The sequence below is a fragment of the Leucobacter holotrichiae genome, assembly GCF_055791005.1.
The window spans coordinates 94723-115496 of the sequence record NZ_JBVUAC010000007.1; the positions used below are offsets into that span (position 1 = coordinate 94723).

A 20774-nucleotide genomic window follows, 5' to 3' on the forward strand; every position below is an offset into this window, starting at 1 on the left:
TTTCGTGGTTGCGGTGAGCCGGTCGGCCCGCCACTACTCGGTCTTCTGCAGCTCCGAGTAGTCGAAGTACACGCTCGGCGCCTCGACCGGGCCCGACACGTTGGCCGCGAAGGCGCGCGGCAGGCGGTCCTGGTAGAGGAAGACCCAGGGCGCGTCGTCGTCGATGATCGCCGCGGCCTCGCGGTAGATCGAGTTGCGTGCGTCGTCGTCGAGTTCGGCGCGGCCCTGCGCGAACACTTCTCCGAGCTCGGGGTTCTGGTACCAGCCCCGGTTGGTACCGGTCGGCGGGATCAGGTCGGGGCTGAACATGTTCTCGAGCCAGTAGGCGAGGTCAGAGCCCGTGGTCCAACCGTTGAAGGAACCCGCGACGCCGTCGGCGTATCCGGGCGACTCCTCTGCCACCATGGCGGTGAACTCCATGAACTGCACGTCGAGCTCGACCCCCACGTCGGCGAAGTCCTCCTGCACCAGGGACATCACCTCTCGCGACTGCGAGAAGCCGGGGCCCTCGCTCGGAGCCATGAGGCTGATCTTGAGAGGCGTTTCCACGCCGGCATCGGCGAGCAGTTCCTTCGCCCGCTCGGGGTCGTAGCTGTACGTGCTGTTCACCGATTCGTCCCAGGCGCGGTTTCCCGCGGGCACCGACCCCGGCAGCGGCGACGCCTGGCCGTTCATGACGGCGGCGATGCCGTCGCGGTCGACCGCGTAGTTCAGGGCCTGGCGCACGAGCTTGTCGTCCGTTCCCGCTGCACGGGTGTTGAGGCGGATGAAGTAGGAGTTGGCAGGATCCGGGTACTGCACCGTGACCGAGTCGTCGCCCTTGAGCTGCGCGATCTGCGCCGATCCGGCGCTGAGGATGACGTCGATCTGCTTGGTCTGCAGTGCCGAGACCATGGTGTTCGCGTCCGAGATCGAGGTGAAGAGCAGGTGAGGGGTGGCGGGCTCGCCCCGCCAGTAGTCGGGGTTGCTATCGAGCTGGATGTCATCGCCCTGGGAGATGCCCTCGGTGGCGTAGGGCCCCGTGCCGATCGGCGTCGCCGCGATCTGGTCGTCGTCGGCGGTCTGCAGCAGTTCGGGGCTGATGATGCCCATGCGGCGGTCGTTGAGGAGGCCGAGGAATTCGGGGAACGACTTCGAGAGCGTGACGGTGAACTCGCCGGTGTCCTTCACCTCGGTGCTCGCGATCCACCTCGTGAGGAATTTCATGTTGGCGGCGGCCGTCTCGGAGTAGACGGGCGACTCGGGATCGAGGATGCGGTCGAAATTGAGCTTGACCGCATCGGCCGTGAGCTCGGTGCCGTCGTGGAACGTCACGCCCTCGCGGATGGTGAAGTCGTAGGTCAGCCCGTCTTCGGACACCTCCCACTTCTCGGCGAGCGCCGGTTCGAGCTCGGCAGCGCCCTCGGTGGCCTCGCTCAGGTTCTCGCGCACCAGCGTGTCGTAGATGGCGTCTGAGACGCGCAGGCCGATGGTGCCGGTGAGACGATGCGGGTCCAGCGGCGGCACCTCGCCCTGCGCCGCCAGCACAATCGTCTCAGCCGCGCTGCCGCCCGCCGAGCCACCGCCGCCGCTCGCGCAGCCGCTCAGCGCGAGCGGCACCGCGATCAGGCTTGCGGTCAGCGCTGTGATCCGGCTTCTCCTCGTAGTCATGGTCACTCCTTCGTGTGTGGTTCTGGTGTGGTCTGCGACGCATCGGGGCGTCGCGTGGATTCGCGGTGCACGATCCTGCGTTCGAGCACCGTGAGCTGGTCGCAGGGCTCACCGTCGAGCTGCGCCCAGAGCGCCCCGATCGCGACGCTGGCCGCGTCGGCGGCGGAGCCGTCGACCGATGAAAGGGTCGGCGTCACGTAGTCGAGGAACTCGGTGTTGCCGAAGCCCATCACCGCGACGTCCCCCGGGATGTCGAGGCCCGCCGTGAGCAGCGCCCGGGAGGCGCCGAGGGCGAGCTCGTCATTGATGGCGAAGATCGCCTTCGGCAGGTCGCCGGCTTCGATCCGGGCTCGCACCTCTGCGAGACCGGCCTGGTAGCCGCGATCGTCGATGGGCCAGATGAGCCGCTCATCGTAGGCGCCCGCTTCGCGCATCGCGCGGATGTACCCCGCCATGCGCTCCGAGGCGAGGTAGGAGCCGCCGAGTCTGCCGAGAAACGCCACGGCGCCCGACGATTCGAGCATCTCCTTCGTGGCCCGGTACGCCCACTCCTCGTCGGTGAAGCGCACCGTCGGCCAAGTCGCATCCTCGACGTGCTGACCGATCACGACCAGCGGGTGGGTCTCGTGCACCGATCGGATCGCATCGAATGTCGCACGGTCGGTCAGCAGGTCGCCGGTCGCGAGCACGAGGCCCGTCGAGAGCTGACGGCCGTTCACCTGCAGCATGCGCTGCAGCACCGCGGGATCGTGCTGCAGATCCACCTGCGTCATCGTGAACCCGCGTGCATCGATCTCGACTTCGAGGGCGCGCATGAGCTTGGTGTACCAGGGCTGGCTCAGACTGGCCGCGAGCACGGTGATCATGTTCCCGTGGCCGCGACGCAGCGCCGACGCCGCGGGGTTCACGGTGAACTGCAGCTGCTCCATCACGGCGAGCACGCGCGTGCGGGTGGCCGCGCTGACGACGTCGGGCTGGTTGATGACGCGCGACACCGTCGCGATCGACACCCCGGCAGCCTTCGCGACCTCGGTCACGCTCGTGTCGTGGCCGCGTCGGTTCTTCGGCCTCGGCTGGGTGGCTTCCTGCGTCATGATCGGCTCCTCTCAGGCGGTTCAGTAAAGGCTCATACTTTACTGGCGGGCGGGATCCACCGGGTGGTCTGCGAGCGGGATCACCTGCACCTGCATGTAGGGCCAGACCGGCAGCGAGGAGATGATGTCGTGCATCTCGGTCGGATCGCCCGCGCGCCAGAGCCCCCAGTTCTCGCGGCGCCCCGGCACCCGCCACATGCGCACGAGCGCACCCTGCTCGGTGAGCTCGGCGGCACGCTGCCGCTCGGCGACCGAGATGCGCTGGATCTCGTCGTCGCCCAGAGTCTCGGGCCACGTGATGTTGATGTTGATCAGGAATTCCATGGTCTTCTTTCGTCTAAGGGCGGGGGCCGAGATCGGCGAGCACTGCGTGAGCAGCGTTGCGTCCTGGCACACCGGTGACGTATCCGCCGGGCCAGCTGCCGGAGCCGCCCAGGTACAGGCCTTTGAGTGCGGCGCGAGAGTCTGCGGCGACAGGGTGGGGACGACGGTCGAAGAAGTGCTCGAGCGTCATCTCGCCGTGCGTGATGTTGCTCCCGGTGAGCGCGAACTCCTGCTCGATGTCGAACGGGGTGAGACCGCGCACCGCGACCACACGATCCGCCAGGCCGGGCAGCTGCTCGTCGAGCAGCGCGACGCACCGAGCCGCGAACGCGTCGCGATGGTCGCGCCAGTACTCCGCGCCGAGCGAGTGCGGCGCGTACCAGACGTTCACGCTCAAGAGATGCCGGCCTTCGGGGGCGAGCTGCGGCGAGACGATCGAGGGGACCATCCCCCACATGATCGGCTCCTCCGAGACGCGGCCTTCGAGCCCGTCGAGAATCGCGCGCTCGATGTATTCGGGGGACGGGCCGATGCGGATCTGCGATCCGAGCACCTGCTCGGCGTCGACCCCGTCGGGCAGGCCGGGCACACTGGGAAGCCCGTCAAGGGCGAGGGCCAGCTTGTAGGCGCTGCCCGTGGGCTCCGGCACGCGATGCTCGGGTACGAGGTCGTCCGGGTCGTCGAGCAGCGCTCCCTGCAGCAGGCTGGGCTCGACTGTCGAGACCACGGCGTCGGCCTCGATCACCCGCCCGTCGTCGAGCACGACACCGCGCACCCGCTCGCCGTCCTTCACGATCCGGCGCACGGCGCTGCCGGCCACGATCTCGGCGCCGGCGGCTCGGGCCGACCGCTCGAGCGCGTCGATGATCGCGGACATCGATCCGATGGGCGTGCCCACCGATCCCCGCAGCGGCGAGGTCGCCGCGGTGTCGTCCTCGCCGGGCAGCAAGGAGGCCATCGACCACGGCCGCAGCATGAGGCCGAGCGCGGATCCCGGATCCCGCGGCGACTGCAGCGTGCCGGGCAGCGCGAGCATCATGAGCAGCGACTTCGCCTGCGGCGAGCGCAGCCGTTCGTCGAGCAGATCCATCAGCGAGCCGTCGAAGACTCGCTCGAAGAGCGCGCGCTGCGGGGTGCTGCTCAGGCGGGCACGCAGAGCCTCGAGCGAGTCGGGCCGCTGCCACACCGAGAGCCCCATGGCGGCTCCGAGATCGTTGAGGTCGTCGATGAGGCCGCGGTACCGGGCGTACTCGCCGGTGTGGAACGCGTTGATCTGCTCGGCGATCCGATCACGGTCGCGAAAGCCGACGAAGGTGCGGTCTCCGAGGCGCTGGGCCACGGTGATCTGCGGCCGGTGGAAGCGCAGTCCGTGCCGCTCGAGTTCGAGCTGGGCCATGATGCGGCCTTCGAAGGAGCCCGGCGAATTCGTGAGCGCGGCCCGATAGCCCGGGAGGTATTCGAACGACCCCACGACCCCGCCGAGCGACGGGCGACGCTCCACCAGCGTGGTCCGCACCCCCGAGCGCGCGAGGTAGGCGGCGCACACGAGCCCGTTGTGACCGCCTCCGATCACGACTGCGCACTTGGGACCGGACATGCTCAGGAACCGTTCGCCGGCGAGAAGGTCTGCTCGAAGAGGCGGAGCCAGTTGCCGCCCAGGATCTGCCCGAGGTGCTCATCGCTCAGGCCCGAGTCGGAAAGCGCCGAGATGACCTGCGGAAATGCTTCGGGCGATTCGAACCACTGCGGCCACTCGACCACCGGGGCGTCGTAGTCGATCGGCACGGGGCTCTGCCGACCCCACCGTCCGGCGCGCCACCACTCGACCATCGAGACGTCGTAGCCGGTGTAGAAATCGGTGCCGAAGGCGACGTGATCGATGCCGATCGTGTCGATGGTCCAGAGCGTCATGTCGACGAAGCTTTGCAAGGTAGCCGACTTGCCTCCCTTGAGCATCCGCACGTAGGGGCTGAGGCCGACCACGCCGCCGGTCTCGGCCAGGCGCTTCAGCACCTCGGTGGACTTAGGACGGCGGTTGAGCTCCACATCGGCCCCCACGAACTCGATGGGGTTCGCGTGGGTAATCGCGACGGGACGCTCGCTGTACTCGATCGTGTCGAGGCAGGTGCGCTCAGAGCAGTGGGAAAGGTCGATGAGCACTCCCACCTCGTTCATCTCGCGCACGAAGCCGCGGCCCACGTGCGTACTCAGCCCCGAGTCCTCGTCCTCCCAGCAGCCGGCGGCGATGCTGTTCTGCGTGTTGTAGGTGAGCTGTATGATGCGCACCCCAAGATCGTGGAAGACCTGCACGAGGCGGATGTCATCTTCGAGCGCCGTGGTGTTCTGGAAGCCAAAGACGACGGCGGTGCGTCCCTCCGAGCTAATGCGCCTGATATCGTCGACGCTGCGGGCGAGACCGATGAGATCGGCGTTATCGGTGAAGAGGTCGTTCCACCTGCCGAGCACCGAGAGGGTCTCACGGGCCGTCTCCCAGACGGAGAGGGTCACATGCACGCAGCCGACGCGGCCGCGCTGCCACTCAAGGAATCGTTCACGGGTCGGGGCGCTGTACTCCAGGCAATCGACGACGAGGTGTTCTGACATCGCTTCGGGCTCCTTCTTGTTCTAGGGTCGGGGTCTCGGGGCGGCGCCCGCTCAGGCGATGCCGAACGGGTCTACGGCGGGGGCCACGTCTTGCACGACAGTCTTGAACTGTCGGAACTCGTGCAGCGCCTCGATGCCGTTCTCGCGTCCGATGCCGGACTGCTTGTAGCCCCCGAACGGCGTGCGCCAGTCCATGCCGCGGTACGTATTGATCCAGACGGTGCCGGCGGCGAGCCGCGCGGCTGCCTCGTGGGCTCGAGTCTGGGAGGCGGTCCAGATACCTGCGGCGAGGCCGAACTCGCTGTCGTTCGCCCGGGCGATGGCTTCTTCGAACGAATCGACGCGCTGCACAACGACCACGGGACCAAAAACCTCGGTGCGGCAGATCACGGCATCCTCCTCGACGTCGCCGAGGATCGTGGGGCCGACCCAGAACCCGTTCGCGTCTCCCGACGCGAGTCGGGGATCCCGACCGTCGAGCAACGGAGAGGCGCCCTCGGCGACCGCTCCATCGACGAGGTCGCGCACCCGGCGGTACTGCGATGCAGTGGCGATGGGTCCGAGGTGGGTGCCTGCGTTCATGGGGTCGCCGACTACGAGTTGTGAGGCGTGAGCGACGAAACGCGAGACGAACTCGTCGTAGACGTCGCGGTGCACGAGCAGCCGCGAGCCAGCCACGCAGGTCTGGCCGCTGCCGCTGAACACGCCCTGAGCTGCAGCGATCACCGCGCTGCCCAGGTCAGCGTCATCCATGACGATGTGAGCGGACTTGCCGCCGGCCTCGCAAACGAAACGGCCCATGCGTCCGGCGACGCGCGCTCCGATCGCCCGGCCGACGCTGGTGCTGCCGGTGAAGGTCACCACCCCGACGCGCGGATCATCGACCAACCGAGTGCCGACCTCGGCGTCGCCCAGCACTACGTTGAACAAGCCGGCAGGCAGGCCTGCCTGTTCCATGAGCTCAGCAAGCAGCAAGGTACTGGCACTCGATGCGAGCGGAGGCTTGACCACTACCGCGTTGCCCGCGGCCAGGGCGGGCGCGAACTTCCAGGCGCCGAGCGAGAACGCGCCATTGAAGGGCGTGATCGCGCCGACGACGCCGACAGGCTCCTGGCGGATCTGCGCGCCCTTGGTCGGGGTGAGCAAGAGCGAATGCTCGCGCTCGGTCTCGATCACGGATGCGTAATAGCGATACCACGCAGCAGCATAGGCGATCTCAGCACGCGTCGCGGTGATGGGCTTACCGGTGGCGAGCGTCTCGAACTCGGCAAGCGCCTCGACCTCGGCCTCGACCAGCGCCGCGATCGCACGAAGGGTTGCGGCGCGCTGCGCCGGCGAGGCGGCCCACTCGCCGGCCTGTGCCGCAGCAGCTGCCCCGACGGCCACGTCGACGTGTCCGGGATCGACGAGCAGATGAGCCCAGACCTCGTCACGGCTCGGGTCCACGACGGGCTGGGCCTCGCCGGACTCCTCGACGAACCGTCCGTCAATGTACGAGGTGAACCGGTTGCCGAACCTCTTCGTGAAGCCTGCCGCCGTCAAAACCATCTCGATGCCGCCCCGAATCCTCTTTGAATACGTTTACAGAATACGTTTACTGTATACGTTTTCAATCTGAGGCACAAGGGCCGTCCAGAACTTTCTCGGCACACCCGACGAACCCCGTCAGCAGCGTCCCGCGCCTCAGAGCTCACCGCCGTTTCGGATCACAGCACCGGATCCGCCCCGCGCCGAGAGCGGGACGCGCAAGTCTAGATCTCGGCGCTACCCGAAGTTGAGGCGCGCCTCCTCGTAGCGCTCCGCGGGCACCGTCTTGAGGCGGCCGACGGCCTCGGCGAGCGGCACCATCTCGATGCGGTCGCCGCGCAGCCCGGCCATGGTGCCCCACTGCCCCGCGAGCACGGCGTCAGCGGCGGCGATACCGGTGCGGGTGGCGAGCACGCGGTCGAACGCGGTGGGCGATCCGCCCCGCTGCACGTGCCCCAGAACCGTCGCACGCGCCTCGATGCCGGTGCGCTGCTCGATGAGCGGGGCGAGCACCTCGGCGATGCCGCCCAGCCGCGGCCGCCCGAAGCCGTCGAGCCCGTCACGGGTCACCGCCCCCGCGGAGCCCTCGAGCCGGAAGCCCTCCGCGACCACCACGAGCGACGAGCGTCCGCGATCCCGAACGCTCAGCACCCACTCGCCGATCTGCTCGATGGACTCGGGGAACTCGGGGATCAGCGAGACCTGCGCCCCCGCCGCCATGCCGGCGTGGAGCGCGATCCACCCCGCGTCCCTGCCCATCACCTCGAGCACCATGCACCGGCGATGCGACTCGCCCGTGGTGCGCAGCCGGTCGATCGCCTCCGAGGCGATCGACACCGCGGTGTCGAATCCGAAGGTGTAGTCGGTGCCGCCGAGATCGTTGTCGATCGTCTTCGGCAGACCGATCGCCGGGATCCCGCCGTCGTTGAGGAGGTTCGCGACGGTCTGCGTGCCGTTGCCACCGATCAGCAGCAGACCGTCGAGGCTGTACTGCGCGATGCGATCCCGAACCGCCTCGAGTCCGGCGTCAGTATCGCTGCCCTTCTCGAACGGGGGTACGCGACTCGTGCCGAGCATCACACCGCCGAGAGGAGAGAGGCCGCGCACCGCGGGCCGGTCGAGCGGCACGAAGTCGCCCTCGTGGAAGCCCCGCCAGCCGTCCATGAAACCGACCATCTCGAAGCCGTGAACGTCGACTCCGCGCAGCACCGCGCCACGAATCGCCGCGTTCATGCCGGGGCTGTCGCCGCCGGAGCAGAGCACACCGATGCGCATGTCGTTTCCTCCCGGGTCGGCCACCGGGCGGGCTCCCGACGCCCACCCGTTCAGACCTGACCTATGCTAGCGGTGGCGAGAATGCGCCTAACAGGTAGATTTCCGCCAACTTCGACACGGAATCTGCCACGGGTGCGGGTCCGAGCGCTCTTCAGGCAGGAGATCCGCGGCCCAGCGGGCGGAAACAGGGAGAAGCACCCGCACAGGGGCGGATCTCCTGCCTGGGCGCCGCCACGCCCGGACGCGGCTGCACCTGGGCGCGGCTGCGCCTGGATGCGGGAGGATCAGAAAGCCGCGCCCAGCGCCTTCTCCAGCACGCCGATGAGGGCGAGCAGCTGTACCGAGTCGGCGTCCTCCGCCGGCGCAGCGGCGCCATCGAGCGCCCGGGCCGCCAGCCCGGCCTTGCCGTCGATCAGCTCGGCGATCTTCGCGTCGATCGTCTGCGCGGCGACGATGCGCCACGCGGTCACGGGCTCCTCCTGGCCGATGCGGTGCACGCGATCGATGGCCTGGGTCTGCTCGGCGTCGGTCCACGAGAGCTCGGCGAGCACCACGTTCGACGAGGCCTGCAGGTTCACGCCCACGCCGGCCGCGGTGAGCGAGCAGACCGCGACGGCCACCTCGGGGTCCTTGTTGAACGCGTCGATCTGCTCCTGGCGGAACGCCGCCGTCTGATCGCCGCGGATCGAAACGGTCTTGAGCCCGGCCTCGGCGAGCTGCGTCTCGACCCGATCCATCACGTCGATGTGCTTGGCGAAGAACACGACCTTGCCCACCGAGCGGGCGAGCTGCGCGGTGTAGTCGGCGGCGAGCCCGGCCTTCGCCTGGCCGATCTGGCGCACCATCGTGAACACATTCGTGCCATCGGCGGAGGCGTTCGACTCCTCGAGCTCCTGCGCGCACACCATGCGGATGATCGCCGCATCGGAGAGCTTCTCGCCCAGCTTGCCGTTCTTGACGGCGTTGAAGCGATCGACCAGCTTGCGGGCGAGCTTCGCCTCGGCGTCACGGATGCCGCGGCCGAGCTCGTCGTCGAGTTCGACGGGCAGGTCGACCACGCGCTTCGCGGGCAGATCGGCGGCGACGTCGATCTTGCGGCGGCGCACGATGCCCATGTCGACCACGCTCTGCCGCGCCTCGGGGTAGAAGGCCGGGTCGGCGGGGGTCCAGCCGTTGTTCTCGAGCCTGGCCATGAGCTCGGGGCCGGGCTTCTCGGCGTCGATCCAGCCGAGGAACCGCCAGATGGCCCGGAAGTCGTCGATGTCGTTGATGAGCGGCGTGCCGGTGAGCGCGACGAGCAGCGGGGAGACTCCCGGGGTCCGCTCGCGGATGCTCTCTGCGATCGCGAGAACGTTGCGGGATCGCTGCGACTGCACGTTCTTGATCATGTGGGCCTCGTCGACGACCATGCCCTTGAACCCGAAGCGGGAGATCCAGCTCAGGTGGCGGTCGAGGATCTCGTAGTTCACCACGAACACGTCGGCGAAGGCGTCGATGTCCTGGCCGTCGCCGTGGATCACCGTGACGCGCCGCTGCGGCGTCCACCGCTCGACCTCGCGTGCCCAGTTCATCTTCACGACGTTGGGCACGACCACGAGCAGCGGGTAGGCGTCGGCGACTGATGCCGCGAGCACCGACTGCGCGGTCTTGCCGAGGCCGGGCTCATCGGCGAGGAGGAAGCTGCGGTGCCCCTCGCTCACGCTCGCGAGGAACCGCGCCTGGTGCGGCATGAGCTCGCGGCCGGGGGGCGCCAGCCGATCCGGTACGGGGGGCGCGGGCAGGTTCATGCACGCGGATCCTCCGCCGCCCTGCTCGAACGCCTTGAGCAGCGGCCCGAGCAGCTCCCAGTTGGCGAGGCGCACGACGGGGGTCGGCTTGCTCGGCGGCGTGAGGTCGGGCGCGAGGAACGGGTTGGCGAGCATGCGGGCCTCGATGCCGGCGGGCTCGACCTGACGCTCGGCGAGCTCCGGCGGCACGAACGCCTGCGCGGGTTCGGCCTTGCTCGGCTCGTCGTCGGGAAGCTCGATGCCGGCCTGGGTGAGCATCTTGCGCTTGAGCAGCCGGGTCGCCTCGGTGATGGGAGCGGCGGGCTCGAGCAGCGTGATGAGGCTCGTGTCGCGCGCGGCCGTCTTCGCGAGGATCGCCGCTACGCCGTCGAGCCGCTTGAGAGTCTCGGCGCGCTCGGCCTCGCTCACGTTCTCGTCGGTCTTGACTCGAGCGCGCTCCTCGCGCATGAGCAGCGCGATCACGTGGAACTTGGTGCGGCCCGCGGGCGAGGCCTTGCCGCGCTGCGCCGAAGCCTCGACCTCGCGCACGGCGCGGGCCAGCAGCGGGATGATGCCCTCGTTGTGGGTGTGCTGCTTGCGGCGAGAGCCGCCCCGCTGACCGTTCTTCTGGGCTCCCTGCGACTTCTGCGGGGCCTGGGCCTTCGGCGTGCGGGAAGACTTGGGCGCGGGCTCGACTGAACTGTTCGCAGCGGGCTGACGCTCGGCAGTGGTGAATGCCAATGGATCTCCTGATCGGCGTGGTGCGACCCCGGCCTGCATGCCGGGAGTCGGGTCGCACGCGGCTTCCGAGCCTGACCTCATGCGCGGCATGGGGCTCGAGAACGCTTCGCGAATCGCGACCGTGCCCCGATCCTACCACTCGAGGCTGGGAGATTCAGCGGACGAGGATCTCCCGGGCGCGAGCCACGTCGGCCTTCATCTGCACCAGCAGATCCTCGAGCGAGTCGAACCGCTCCGTGCCGCGAAGGCGGTGCGTGAAGCGCACCTCGATCCGCTGCCCGTACAGATCGCCCGAGAAGTCGAGCAGGAAGGCCTCGACACGCGACTGCCCCTCGGGGGTGAAGGTGGGGTTGTTGCCGACGGAGATCGCAGCGGGCCGCGGATCGGCGTCGCCGTCTCCGAGCACCACCCAGCCGGCGTAGACCCCGTCTCCGGGCACGAACCCCTCCATGGTTCCGCCGAGGTTCGCCGTGGGGAATCCGATCTCCCTGCCCCGGGCATCGCCGTGCACGACCTCGCCGCGCACCGCGGGAGAGCGCCCCAGCATTCGTTCGGCCGCCTCGACCTCGCCCGCGAGCAGCGCCTCGCGCACCCGCGACGAGGACACCTGGTGATCGCCCTCGGCCGCCACGAGCTGCAGCATCCGAGCGGTGAAGCCGTAGCGCTCGCCCAGTTCGCGCAGCAGTTCGACATCGCCGGCCCCTCGGTGGCCGAAACGGAAGTTGGCGCCCATGATGATGTGGCGCGCGTGCAACCGCTCGACCAGCACCTCGCGCACGAAGTCCACGGCCGGGATCGAGGCTACCGCCTCGTCGAACTCGATCATCACGCAGTCGTCGACTCCGGCGGCTGCGAACCCCTCGAGGCGCTGCTCCCGGCTCATGAGCGGCTTGGGGCAGAGCTCGGGGCGCAGCAGGCTGAGGGGGTTGTTGGAGAAGGTGAACACGACGGCTGGCCGGCCCCCCGCCTGCGAGTCGTCGACGAGGCTGCGCAGGATCGCCTGGTGCCCGAGATGGAGGCCGTCGAACTTGCCGATGGCGACACTGCTGCCGTCGGGGTAGTCGGAGGGGCGGATCGCGTCGAGCGTCTCGATGATGCGCATCAGGCGGATCCCTCGCTTCGAGCCGAGGCCCCGGCTGCCTCGCGCCCCGTGCTCCGCAGCCACAGCAAGCCGAGCACCGGCAGCACGAGCGGGATGAAGACGTAGCCGATGCCGTACTGCGACCAGACGGAGGGGTGTGCGAAGAGCTGGGGGGCGATGAGACTCAGCGTGCCGACGATCAGCACGCCGCAGAGCTCGAAGACGAGGGCCCACCGCGCGACGGCACGCCAGGCGCCGTGCCCGCGCTTGATCAGCGCGACCGTCGCCACGATGTAGACCAGACCGGCGACGGCGGAGAGCGAGTACGCGAGCGGGGCCTCGTCGAACTTGGTCAGGATCTGGTAGACCGAGCGGAACGTCGCCGCGATGGCGAGCACCAGGTAGACCGCGATGAGCACCTTGCCGAGCCCGCTCGACTGTTCCGCGGTTCGCGCCGCCGCAGCGGTCGCCGGCTGTTCGCTCTGGGGCACGGATTTCGACACGACCACAAGTTTACCCGGGCACGGCTCCGCGGCTTGTCAGCCGAGGGCGGCCGCCCCGCCTGCTCCGCCCACGGTCGCGAGGAAGACCTCGCCGTGCCCGGTGAGCCGCACCGGATCGCCCACCGAGACGTAGAGCGACTGCCCCCGCCTGGCCGACGCGACCTCCGCGAGCCCGTGCTCGCCCTCGGCCTTGCGCTCCACTCGCACCCGGCCGGAGGTCACCATGAGCACGAGCGGGTGCGGAGCCGGCACCTCCACGAGCGGGGAGCTGCCCTCGGGGGCCTCCGCCCTCATGCTCTGCTCGGGATCGCAGAGCCTCGCTCGCAGCAAGACGAAGTCGGGCACGTCGGGCCTCCACGCGACGAGCCCGCGCGCCACGCGCTCGCACGGGAAGCGCGGCTCGGCGAGCTCGCCCGTGTCGACGATGCGGCACAGCTCCGCGATATCGACGTGCTTCGGGGTGAGCCCGGCCCGCAGCACGTTGTCGGATGACGCCATCACCTCGACCGCGATGCCGCTCAGGTAGGCGTGCATCTGCCTGGCGCGCAGGTAGACGGCCTCACCGGGTTCGAGCCTCACGAGATGCAGCAGCAGGGAGACCAGCACTCCGGGGTCTCCCGGGTGGGAGGCCACGAGATCCCGCAGCACGCACGCACGGTCGGGATCGAGCGGGCTCTCGTCCCCTTGCACCGCCGCCGCGAGCGCCGCGAGGGCGCGCCCCACGACCTCGTCGCCGCTGAACGCCCACACCAGGAATTCGCGTCGCAGGATCTCGGGATCCGCCCCCCGCAGTCTCCCCTCGACCGCTTCGAGCGCCGCCGCGCCGTCGTGCTCACCGGCGCGGCGCGCGGCAGCCGCGAGCAGCCGCAGCTCGTCGCGGGCCGCAGTGAGCGGGCGGAATCCGCTGAGCGCTCTGACCTCGCTGAGCGCGACGAGCAGCTCGGGCTTGTGATTGGGATCGCCGTAATTGCGGTGCGGGGCCTCGCGGGGCACGCCGGCCTCCTCTTCGGCTGCGTACCCGGCCGCGGCCTGCGCGAGATCCGGGTGCACCTGCAGCGACAGCGGCGCCCCGATCGCCAGCACCTTGAGCAGGAAGGGCAGCGGGCCGCCGTCGACCCCGTAGAACTCGGGGTCGCTCTCGACCAGATCGATGAGCGTGCGGTCGCCCGCCGAGGCCTTCGCCACGTGCGCGGGACTGCCCGGGTGCGTGCCGAGCCAGAGCTCCGCCTGAGGCTCGCCCGTCGGCGCGAGACCGAGCAAATCGGGGAGCGCGTCTCGCGAGCCCCACGCATAGGTGCGCGGTGTGTTCTCGATGAAGATCAGCATGGCCCCTCCTCATGCCGCCTGCCATGGGCAATGCTCTACCATACCGACTATGGCGCAGAGCAGAACCCGACTCGGCGTGAGCGCGTACGCGATCTGCGTCTTCGTGCTCGCGCTCGGCAGCAACGGCGTGCGCAACGTGGTGGGCTGGTGGGGGTTCCTCGCCCTGGCCGCAGCGCTCACCGTGTGGGGCACCGTGCTCTTCGTGCGCGAGAAGCCGGCGCGGTTCCGCTGGTACCGCCTCCCCTCCCCGGTCTACTGGTTCCTGGTACTGGCGGCGCTCTCCATCGTCTGGTCCCAGTACCGCCTCGAGAGCGTGCTCGGCGTGATCGCGCAGCTCGCCACGACACTGCTCGCGGTGGTGCTGGCGTTCGTGCTCACCTGGCACGAGGTGCTGCGCACCCTCGGCACGGCGCTGCGGTACCTGATCGGGCTGTCGTTCGCGTTCGAGCTGTGGGTGTCGCTGTTCATCCGCGAACCGGTGTTCCAGAACTTCCTGGTGTTCGTCGACGTGCCCGAGGAGGGCAAGCCCTCGAAGCTGCTCTACTGGAGCCGCGATCTGCTGTTCTCGGGCGGCCCGATCCAGGGGGTCGTCGCGAGTTCGGTGCTGTTCGGCTTCATCGGCCTGCTGGGACTGATCGTGTTCGGGATCCAGCTGCGCGCCGGGCTCGTGCGGCCGTTCGCCGGCTGGTTCTGGGTTGCGGCGGCCGTGGCGACCCTGCTGCTCACCCGCGGCGCGACCGTGTGGGTGGCACTCGCCGCGGTCGTGGTGGCTCTGGGGCTCGCGCTGTGGGCCCGGCGCCTGCAGCCTGAGCACCGGGTTCCGCTCTACGCAACGGGGGGTGCGCTCGTCGTCGCGGCCGTCGCGGCGGTGCTGTTCGCCCGCGATTTCGTGTTCGGGCTGCTCGGCAAGAGCGGCGACATGACCGGGCGGCTCGAGACCTGGGAGGCGGTGATCCGGCTCGCCGAGCAGCGGCCGTGGTTCGGCTGGGGTTGGGTCAGCTACTGGGCTCCCTGGGCCGAGCCGTTCAAGTCGCTCGATGAGAAGGCGGGCCTGCCCGTGATGAGCGCGCACAACGCCTGGCTCGACGTGTGGCTGCAGCTCGGCATCGTCGGCGTGCTCGCTTTCGCGCCGCTCGTGGTGCTCACCGTGTGGCGGGTGTGGTTCCGGGCGGTCGATCCGCCCCGCCGCGGCTTCGGGCCGCCCCTGCCGTACGCCACGAGTGCGCTGTGGCCGTTCCTCGTGATGGTCGCGCTGATCGTGCAGTCGCTCACCGAGAGCCGGCTGCTGATCGAGGGCAACTGGGTGCTGCTCATACTGCTGGCGGTGAAGTCGCGCTTCGACTTCGAGCTGCCGTCGCAGGATGCGGAGCCGACGGCGCTCCCCTGGCGGCGCGTGCCGATCCCCCGCGCGACCGGCGCCATCGATATTCCGCGGCAGACGCGGGCACGGTGACGCCATGGACATGACCACGGAGCGCCTCGTACAGCTGCGGGCCGAGGCGCGCGTCGAGCGCGACACGATGATGGAGCACCGCGTGCGCGATGGCGAGGACCCGGCCACCGCCTACGCGGAGGTGCCCGAGATCGACGACCTCGTGGTGCTGGCGCTGCGCGACGAGATGCTCGAGGATCGCGGTCAGCTCGCCGAGTTCGGGCTGGCCAGGCTCGCCGCACGGTCGGGAGGGCCCGACGCCCAGGAGCACCGCCGCAACGCGGATCGCGTGGAGTTCGAGCTGCTGCGCGAGATCGCGGCCGCTGCGCCCCCGCTCACGGTGGCGGTGTGGCGGGCGAGCCACGACCTCCAGGTGGGTTAGGGGCACTCCCGTTCCCCGCGAAACGAGACGCGGCGCCTCAGCCGCGGCTCGCTAGGATTGCACTGCACCATCGTCAACGGCTGAGAGGTCCCACGCTCGATGTCCAACACACTTCAGAACGTCGTCTTCCCGCAGGGGAAGGATCCCGATGTGCTGCCCCTCTACGCCGATCCCGAGACCTGGTCGACCATCAACGGCTCAGCCGTTCGACTCAGCGCCGTGGCGAGCATCGACAACGTGCTCTCCCGGTCGAGCGCACGCGTGCGAGCGGGGCGCCGCGTCTCGTACGGCACCTACTTCAACGCGTTCCCCGCGGCCTACTGGCAGCGGTGGACCGTCGTGGACCGGGTCACGCTGACCCTGCGCACCCGCGGCGCCGGCACGGTGCTGGTCTACCGCTCCAACTCGAGCGGCGCGCAGCAGCGCATCGATTCCCGCCCGGTGACCGGCGAGAGCGTCTCCGAGTTCGAGCTGCCGCTCACGGCCTTCGGCGACGGCGGCTGGTACTGGTTCGATCTCATCGCGGGCGATGAGGATCTGGTGCTCGAGGGCGGCGAATGGACCACCGAGGCCGACCCGACCGTACCGGGCAAGCTGAGCCTCGGCATGACCACGTTCAACAAGCCCGACTACTGCGTGGCGACGCTCGAGAACATCGCCGGGAGCGCGCCGCTGACCGAGGCGATCGACCGGATCCTGCTGGTCGACCAGGGCGATCGCAGGGTGCGGGACGAGGCCGGCTTCGACGAGGTCTCCGCGCGACTGGGCGAGAAGCTGCGCGTCATCGAGCAGCCGAACCTGGGCGGATCGGGCGGCTTCGCACGATCGATGGCGGAGACGCTCGAGCTCGACGACACCGATTTCCTCATGCTGCTCGACGACGACGTCGAGTTCGAGACCGAGAGCGCCCTGCGCGCGCACCAGTTCGGCAGGTTCAGCCGCACCCCCGTGATCGTCGGCGGCCACATGTTCGACCTGCTCGACAAGCCGGTCATGCACGCGTGGGCCGAGGTGGTGCGCCCCGATCCTTTCATGTGGGGTCCGTCGTTCGAGGAGCAGCACCGCCACGACTTCCGCAAGCAGAACCTGCGCCAGACCGCGTGGATGCACGCCCGCCTCGATGCCGACTACAACGGCTGGTGGATGTGCATGATCCCGAAGCGGATCATCGAGCAGATCGGCCTGCCCCTCCCCGTCTTCATCAAGTGGGACGACGCGGAGTACGGCCTGCGCGCCCGCGACGCCGGCTTCCGCACCGTCTCGATGCCCGGCGTGGCACTGTGGCACGTGTCGTGGCTCGACAAGGACGACACCCAGGACTGGCAGGCGTTCTTCCACACGCGCAACCGGATCATCGCCGGACTGCTGCACTCGGATCGGCCGCGCGGCGGCCGGCTGCTGCAGAACAGCGGCAGGCAGGATCTGAAGAAGCTGCTCAACATGCAGTACTACGCGGTGCAGCTCGCGGTCGACGCGCTGCAGGCGGTGCTCGACGGCCCAGAGGGGCTGCACGACGACATCTCGACCGCCATGCCCCGAGCCCGCGCACTGTCCAAGGACTTCCCCGAGACCCGCGTCTACCGCCCGGGCGACCCCGAGATGCCGACCGCGCGCGGGGGCCGCGCCCTCCCGTTCCTCGGCGAGAGGCCCCAGTCGCCCAGGGGCGCCGGCCTCGCGCTGTTCACGCTGCGCATGGTGCCGCAGCACTGGCGGCGCGACGGCGACGAGACCCGCGCGCCCCAGCCAGAACTTGAGTACGCGAAGCGCGACGCGTTCTGGTGGCAGATCCCGCACCACCGGAGCGTGATCGTGGGCACCGCCGACGGGGCGGGCAAATCGTGGTACCGGCACGACCGCGCCAAGTTCCGCCGCCTGCTGCAGCAGAGCCGCAAGCTCACCCAGGAGATCGAGAAGAACTGGGATGCGCTCGCCGCGCAGTACCGTGCGGCCCTGCCCCGCATGACATCCGTCGAGGAGTGGAAGAAGACCTTCGAGGGCCGGTAGCCGCTCAGAGGATATCGGGCAGCTTGTTGTTGAACATCGACAGCGCCGAGCCGATGGCCATGTGCATGTCAAGGTACTGGTACGTGCCGAGGCGCCCGCCGAAGAGCACGCGATTCTCGCGGTCGGCGAGCTCGCGGTACCTGAGCAGGCGCTCACGGTCCTCGGGGGTGTTCACCGGGTAGTAGGGCTCGTCGTCGCGGGTCGCGAAGCGGGAGTACTCGCGCATGATGACGGTCTTGTCGGCCGGATACTCGCGCTCGGGATGGAAGTGGCGGAACTCGTGGATTCGGGTGTACGGCACGTCGGATCCCGCGTAGTTCATCACGCTGGTGCCCTGGAAGTCGCCCGTCGGCAGCACCTCCTGTTCGAAGTCGAGCGTGCGCCAGGCGAGCTCGCCCTCCGAGTAGTCGAAGTAGCGATCGACGGGCCCCGTGTAGACGATCGGCACCGTGCCGACCATCGCCCGCTTGTTGAGCGGCTGCGACTCGTCGAAGAAGTCGGTGTCGAGCCGCACCTCGATGTTCGGGTGGTCGGCCATCCGCTCGAGCCAGGCCGTGTATCCGTCGACCGGCAGACCCTCGTGGGTGTCGTTGAAGTAGCGGTTGTCGTAGGTGTAGCGCACGGGCAGGCGGGAGATCACCTCGGCGGGCAGTTCTGTGGTGGGCGTCTGCCACTGCTTCGCCGTGTAGTCGCGGATGAACGCCTCGTAGAGCGGGCGGCCGATCAGCGAGATGCCCTTCTCCTCGAGGTTCTTGGCCTGCTTGGTGTCGAACTCCTCGGCCTGCTGCGCGATGAGGGCGCGCGCCTCGTCGGGCCCGTAGGCCGCCCGGAAGAACTGGTTGATGGTGCCGAGGTTGATGGGCAGCGGGTAGACCTCGCCCTTGAAGTTCGAGTACACCTTGTGCTGGTAGCCGGTGAACTTCGTGAAGCGGTTCACGTACTCCCACACCGTCTCGTTGGAGGTGTGGAAGAGGTGCGCCCCGTAGCGGTGCACCTCGATGCCCGTCTCGGGCTCGGCCTCCGAGTAGGCGTTGCCGCCGATGTGGGAGCGGCGGTCGATCACGACCACCTTCTTGCCCTCGCTCGCAGCGCGCTCAGCAATGGTGAGACCGAAGAAACCGGAACCGACTACCAGAAGATCCATGTCCACCAGCATACGGGTCTAGACTTGATCCAATCCCCACGCATATGCCTATGACTTCGCCCCCCGCCCTCGCCAGCGCCGACGCCCTCGTGCTCACCGGGATCCCTCGGGGCACGGCCTCCGTCGATGTGCTCTTCGACGAGAAGCGGATCTGGTCGATCGATGTGCGCGAGCTCGAGAAGAGCCCGGCCGAACACGAGCTCCGTCTGCCGTGGCCCGAGCCGCTGCGTCCGTTCCTGACGGGTCGCACGCACGTCAGCGTCGTCGACTCCGCGTCGGGAGAGGTGCTGCTCGACGGGGGCGTCTCGTTCGACGGGCGCGAAGGCCGCGTGAGGGTGCAGAACGATGACGGCGTGCCGCTCATGCTGAACAAGTGGGGCCGGCTCGGCGTCGCGCTCGAGGCCATGGACGCCTCGACGAGGCGGCTCATCGTCGAGCGGTCCGCCCTGATCGTCGAGCAGCTGCGCGGACTCGGCTTCGAGCCGTTCGTGGTCGGCGGCACGCTGCTCGGCGCGGTGAGAACGGGGTCGCTGCTGCCGCACGACGACGACGCCGACATCGCGTACCTCTCACGATTCACGGCTCCCGCCGAGGTCGCCGCCGAGGCCTTCAGTCTGGGCCACCGCCTCGAGGAGCTCGGGTACGAGATCAGGCGCCACAGCGCCACGCACATGCAGCTCATCTTCCGCAGCGCGACGGGGTCGATCCAGCACTACATCGACGTGTTCTCGGCGTTCTTCACCGACGACGGCCGCATCAACCAGCCCTTCCACGTGCGCGGCGAGATGCGCCGGGAGCAGATGCTCCCCTTCGGCACGGTCACGCTCGAGGGCGTCGATCTCCCGGCCCCCGCCGACGTCGACCGCTGGCTCACCATCAACTACGACGAGAACTGGCGCACCCCGATCCCCGGTTACCGCCTCGAGACTCCTCCCGACACGAGACGGCGCTTCGACGCCTGGTTCGGGGGCTTCAACCTGCTGCGCGAGTTCTGGGACGAGCGATACGAGCGACCCGACGCCGTCGCACAGGACGAGGTCTGGGAATCGGGAGTGGCGTGGCTCGCGGGGCAGCCGTTCGAGAGCGGCACCGTGTTCGATCTGGGGTGCGGCGGCGGCAGGCTGGCAGGCCGTCTGGCCTCGGGGCACCCGGGGACGCGGATCATCGCCGCCGACTACTCGGTAGCCGCCCAGCGCACGGTCGCGCGAGTGCAGACCGCACCCGACATCGAGGTGGCGCACATCAACCTCTACCGTCTCTTCTCGCTGACGCTGCCCGCCCGGCTCGGGGTCGACGGACCCTTCGACATCGCTTCCAACCATCTCCTCGACCAGGTCGGGCACCTGGCGAGGCCCATCGCACTGCGTTTGTTCCGCATGGCGCTCCGGTCGGGAGGGCGCGTGTACGCGGTCTGCAACGGAGCTCCCGCCGCGCGGATCGACGAAGCCGATCCGACCACCTGGCATCTCGACAAGTTCCTGCTGCGCCTGGATGCAAGAGAACTCGGCATGGCCGTGGAAATCGTCGATCTCGATGAACGCGTGACCGGCGATACCCGGCCCGAGGAGCGCGGTCGCAAACCCTACGGGGCGGTCTTCAGGCTCGCCGACGCCCCCTACCCGCGAAAGGACCTCTCCATGAAACAGCGGCTCAAACGAATCCTGTTGCGGGCGGGTCAGAGCAGCACCCGCGCCGAGGTCGAGACGCTTCGGGCCCGCGTCACCGAACTCGAGAACGAGCTCGAGGAGGTGCGTCGCGACAACCTGCGCGTGGCCGAGCTCATCGACCTCGCCGAGCAGACGCTCACGCCGGGGGCGGCGCCTCGGCCGGCCCCGGGGTCGGCGCGGCCCGAGCGCGGCGAGCCCAGCACCGGCCCCCAACCGGGCGGCTCGGACCCCCAGCCCAGCGGCACCTGACCGAG

16 protein-coding genes are annotated in these 20774 nt (G+C 69.2%); 4 read left to right on the forward strand and 12 right to left on the reverse strand.

The window, feature by feature from the left end:
- Positions 1-33: 33 nt before the first annotated feature.
- The 11 genes from AC0KXF_RS10500 to manA all read right to left on the reverse strand — a co-directional run bounded on the left by AC0KXF_RS10500 (position 34) and on the right by manA (position 13891).
- Positions 34-1650: an ABC transporter substrate-binding protein gene (locus AC0KXF_RS10500; protein WP_473109130.1), complete on the reverse strand. Its 1617-nt coding sequence runs from the start codon at positions 1648-1650 to the stop codon at positions 34-36.
- A gap of 2 nt (positions 1651-1652) precedes the next feature.
- Positions 1653-2744, reverse strand: coding sequence for a LacI family DNA-binding transcriptional regulator (locus tag AC0KXF_RS10505; RefSeq protein ID WP_473109131.1), 1092 nt, complete (start codon positions 2742-2744; stop codon positions 1653-1655).
- 39 nt (positions 2745-2783) lie between these two features.
- Positions 2784-3068 carry a muconolactone Delta-isomerase gene (locus AC0KXF_RS10510; protein WP_473109132.1) on the reverse strand — a complete coding sequence of 95 codons (285 nt, stop codon included), beginning with the start codon at positions 3066-3068 and terminating at the stop codon, positions 2784-2786.
- A gap of 13 nt (positions 3069-3081) precedes the next feature.
- Positions 3082-4665, reverse strand: coding sequence for a phytoene desaturase family protein (locus AC0KXF_RS10515; RefSeq protein WP_473109133.1), 1584 nt, complete (start codon positions 4663-4665; stop codon positions 3082-3084).
- 2 nt (positions 4666-4667) lie between these two features.
- Entirely contained in the window at positions 4668-5672 is a 1005-nt protein-coding gene (locus AC0KXF_RS10520; protein WP_473109134.1) for a membrane dipeptidase, read from the reverse strand.
- Positions 5673-5723: 51 nt separating this feature from the next.
- A complete protein-coding gene (locus tag AC0KXF_RS10525) occupies positions 5724-7220 on the reverse strand; it encodes an aldehyde dehydrogenase family protein (RefSeq protein ID WP_473109135.1) in 1497 nt (498 codons plus the stop codon).
- 216 nt (positions 7221-7436) lie between these two features.
- Positions 7437-8474, reverse strand: coding sequence for a 6-phosphofructokinase (locus tag AC0KXF_RS10530; RefSeq protein ID WP_473109136.1), 1038 nt, complete (start codon positions 8472-8474; stop codon positions 7437-7439).
- 284 nt (positions 8475-8758) lie between these two features.
- Positions 8759-10981 (reverse strand): DEAD/DEAH box helicase, encoded by a 2223-nt coding sequence (locus AC0KXF_RS10535; RefSeq protein ID WP_473109137.1) that lies wholly within the window; start codon positions 10979-10981, stop codon positions 8759-8761.
- Positions 10982-11135: 154 nt separating this feature from the next.
- A complete protein-coding gene (locus AC0KXF_RS10540; protein ID WP_473109139.1) occupies positions 11136-12083 on the reverse strand; it encodes a bifunctional riboflavin kinase/FAD synthetase in 948 nt (315 codons plus the stop codon).
- The gene (locus AC0KXF_RS10545; protein WP_473109214.1) at positions 12083-12553 is read right to left on the reverse strand and encodes a hypothetical protein; all 471 of its coding nucleotides are present in this window, start codon (positions 12551-12553) and stop codon (positions 12083-12085) included. The genes AC0KXF_RS10540 and AC0KXF_RS10545 overlap by 1 nt, the downstream gene beginning before the upstream one ends.
- A 48-nt stretch (positions 12554-12601) precedes the next feature.
- Positions 12602-13891, reverse strand: coding sequence for a mannose-6-phosphate isomerase, class I (manA, locus tag AC0KXF_RS10550; RefSeq protein WP_473109140.1), 1290 nt, complete (start codon positions 13889-13891; stop codon positions 12602-12604).
- Positions 13892-13940: 49 nt separating this feature from the next.
- Here manA and AC0KXF_RS10555 point away from each other — a divergent pair, with 49 nt between their 5' ends.
- From AC0KXF_RS10555 to AC0KXF_RS10565, 3 genes are all read left to right on the forward strand, one after another.
- Positions 13941-15344: an O-antigen ligase family protein gene (locus tag AC0KXF_RS10555; protein ID WP_473109141.1), complete on the forward strand. Its 1404-nt coding sequence runs from the start codon at positions 13941-13943 to the stop codon at positions 15342-15344.
- Between the two features lie 4 nt (positions 15345-15348).
- Complete coding sequence (locus AC0KXF_RS10560) at positions 15349-15705, forward strand: hypothetical protein (protein ID WP_473109142.1); 357 nt, start codon at positions 15349-15351, stop codon at positions 15703-15705.
- A gap of 99 nt (positions 15706-15804) precedes the next feature.
- Positions 15805-17709, forward strand: a complete 1905-nt coding sequence (locus AC0KXF_RS10565; RefSeq protein WP_473109143.1) for a glycosyltransferase — start codon at positions 15805-15807, stop codon at positions 17707-17709.
- A gap of 4 nt (positions 17710-17713) precedes the next feature.
- On the opposite strand, the gene glf is transcribed toward AC0KXF_RS10565, so the two are convergent.
- Entirely contained in the window at positions 17714-18853 is a 1140-nt protein-coding gene (gene glf / locus AC0KXF_RS10570; RefSeq protein WP_473109144.1) for a UDP-galactopyranose mutase, read from the reverse strand.
- A 50-nt stretch (positions 18854-18903) separates the two neighbouring features.
- Here glf and AC0KXF_RS10575 point away from each other — a divergent pair, with 50 nt between their 5' ends.
- Positions 18904-20769 carry a DUF6752 domain-containing protein gene (locus tag AC0KXF_RS10575; protein ID WP_473109145.1) on the forward strand — a complete coding sequence of 622 codons (1866 nt, stop codon included), beginning with the start codon at positions 18904-18906 and terminating at the stop codon, positions 20767-20769.
- The last annotated feature ends 5 nt before the right edge of the window (positions 20770-20774 follow it).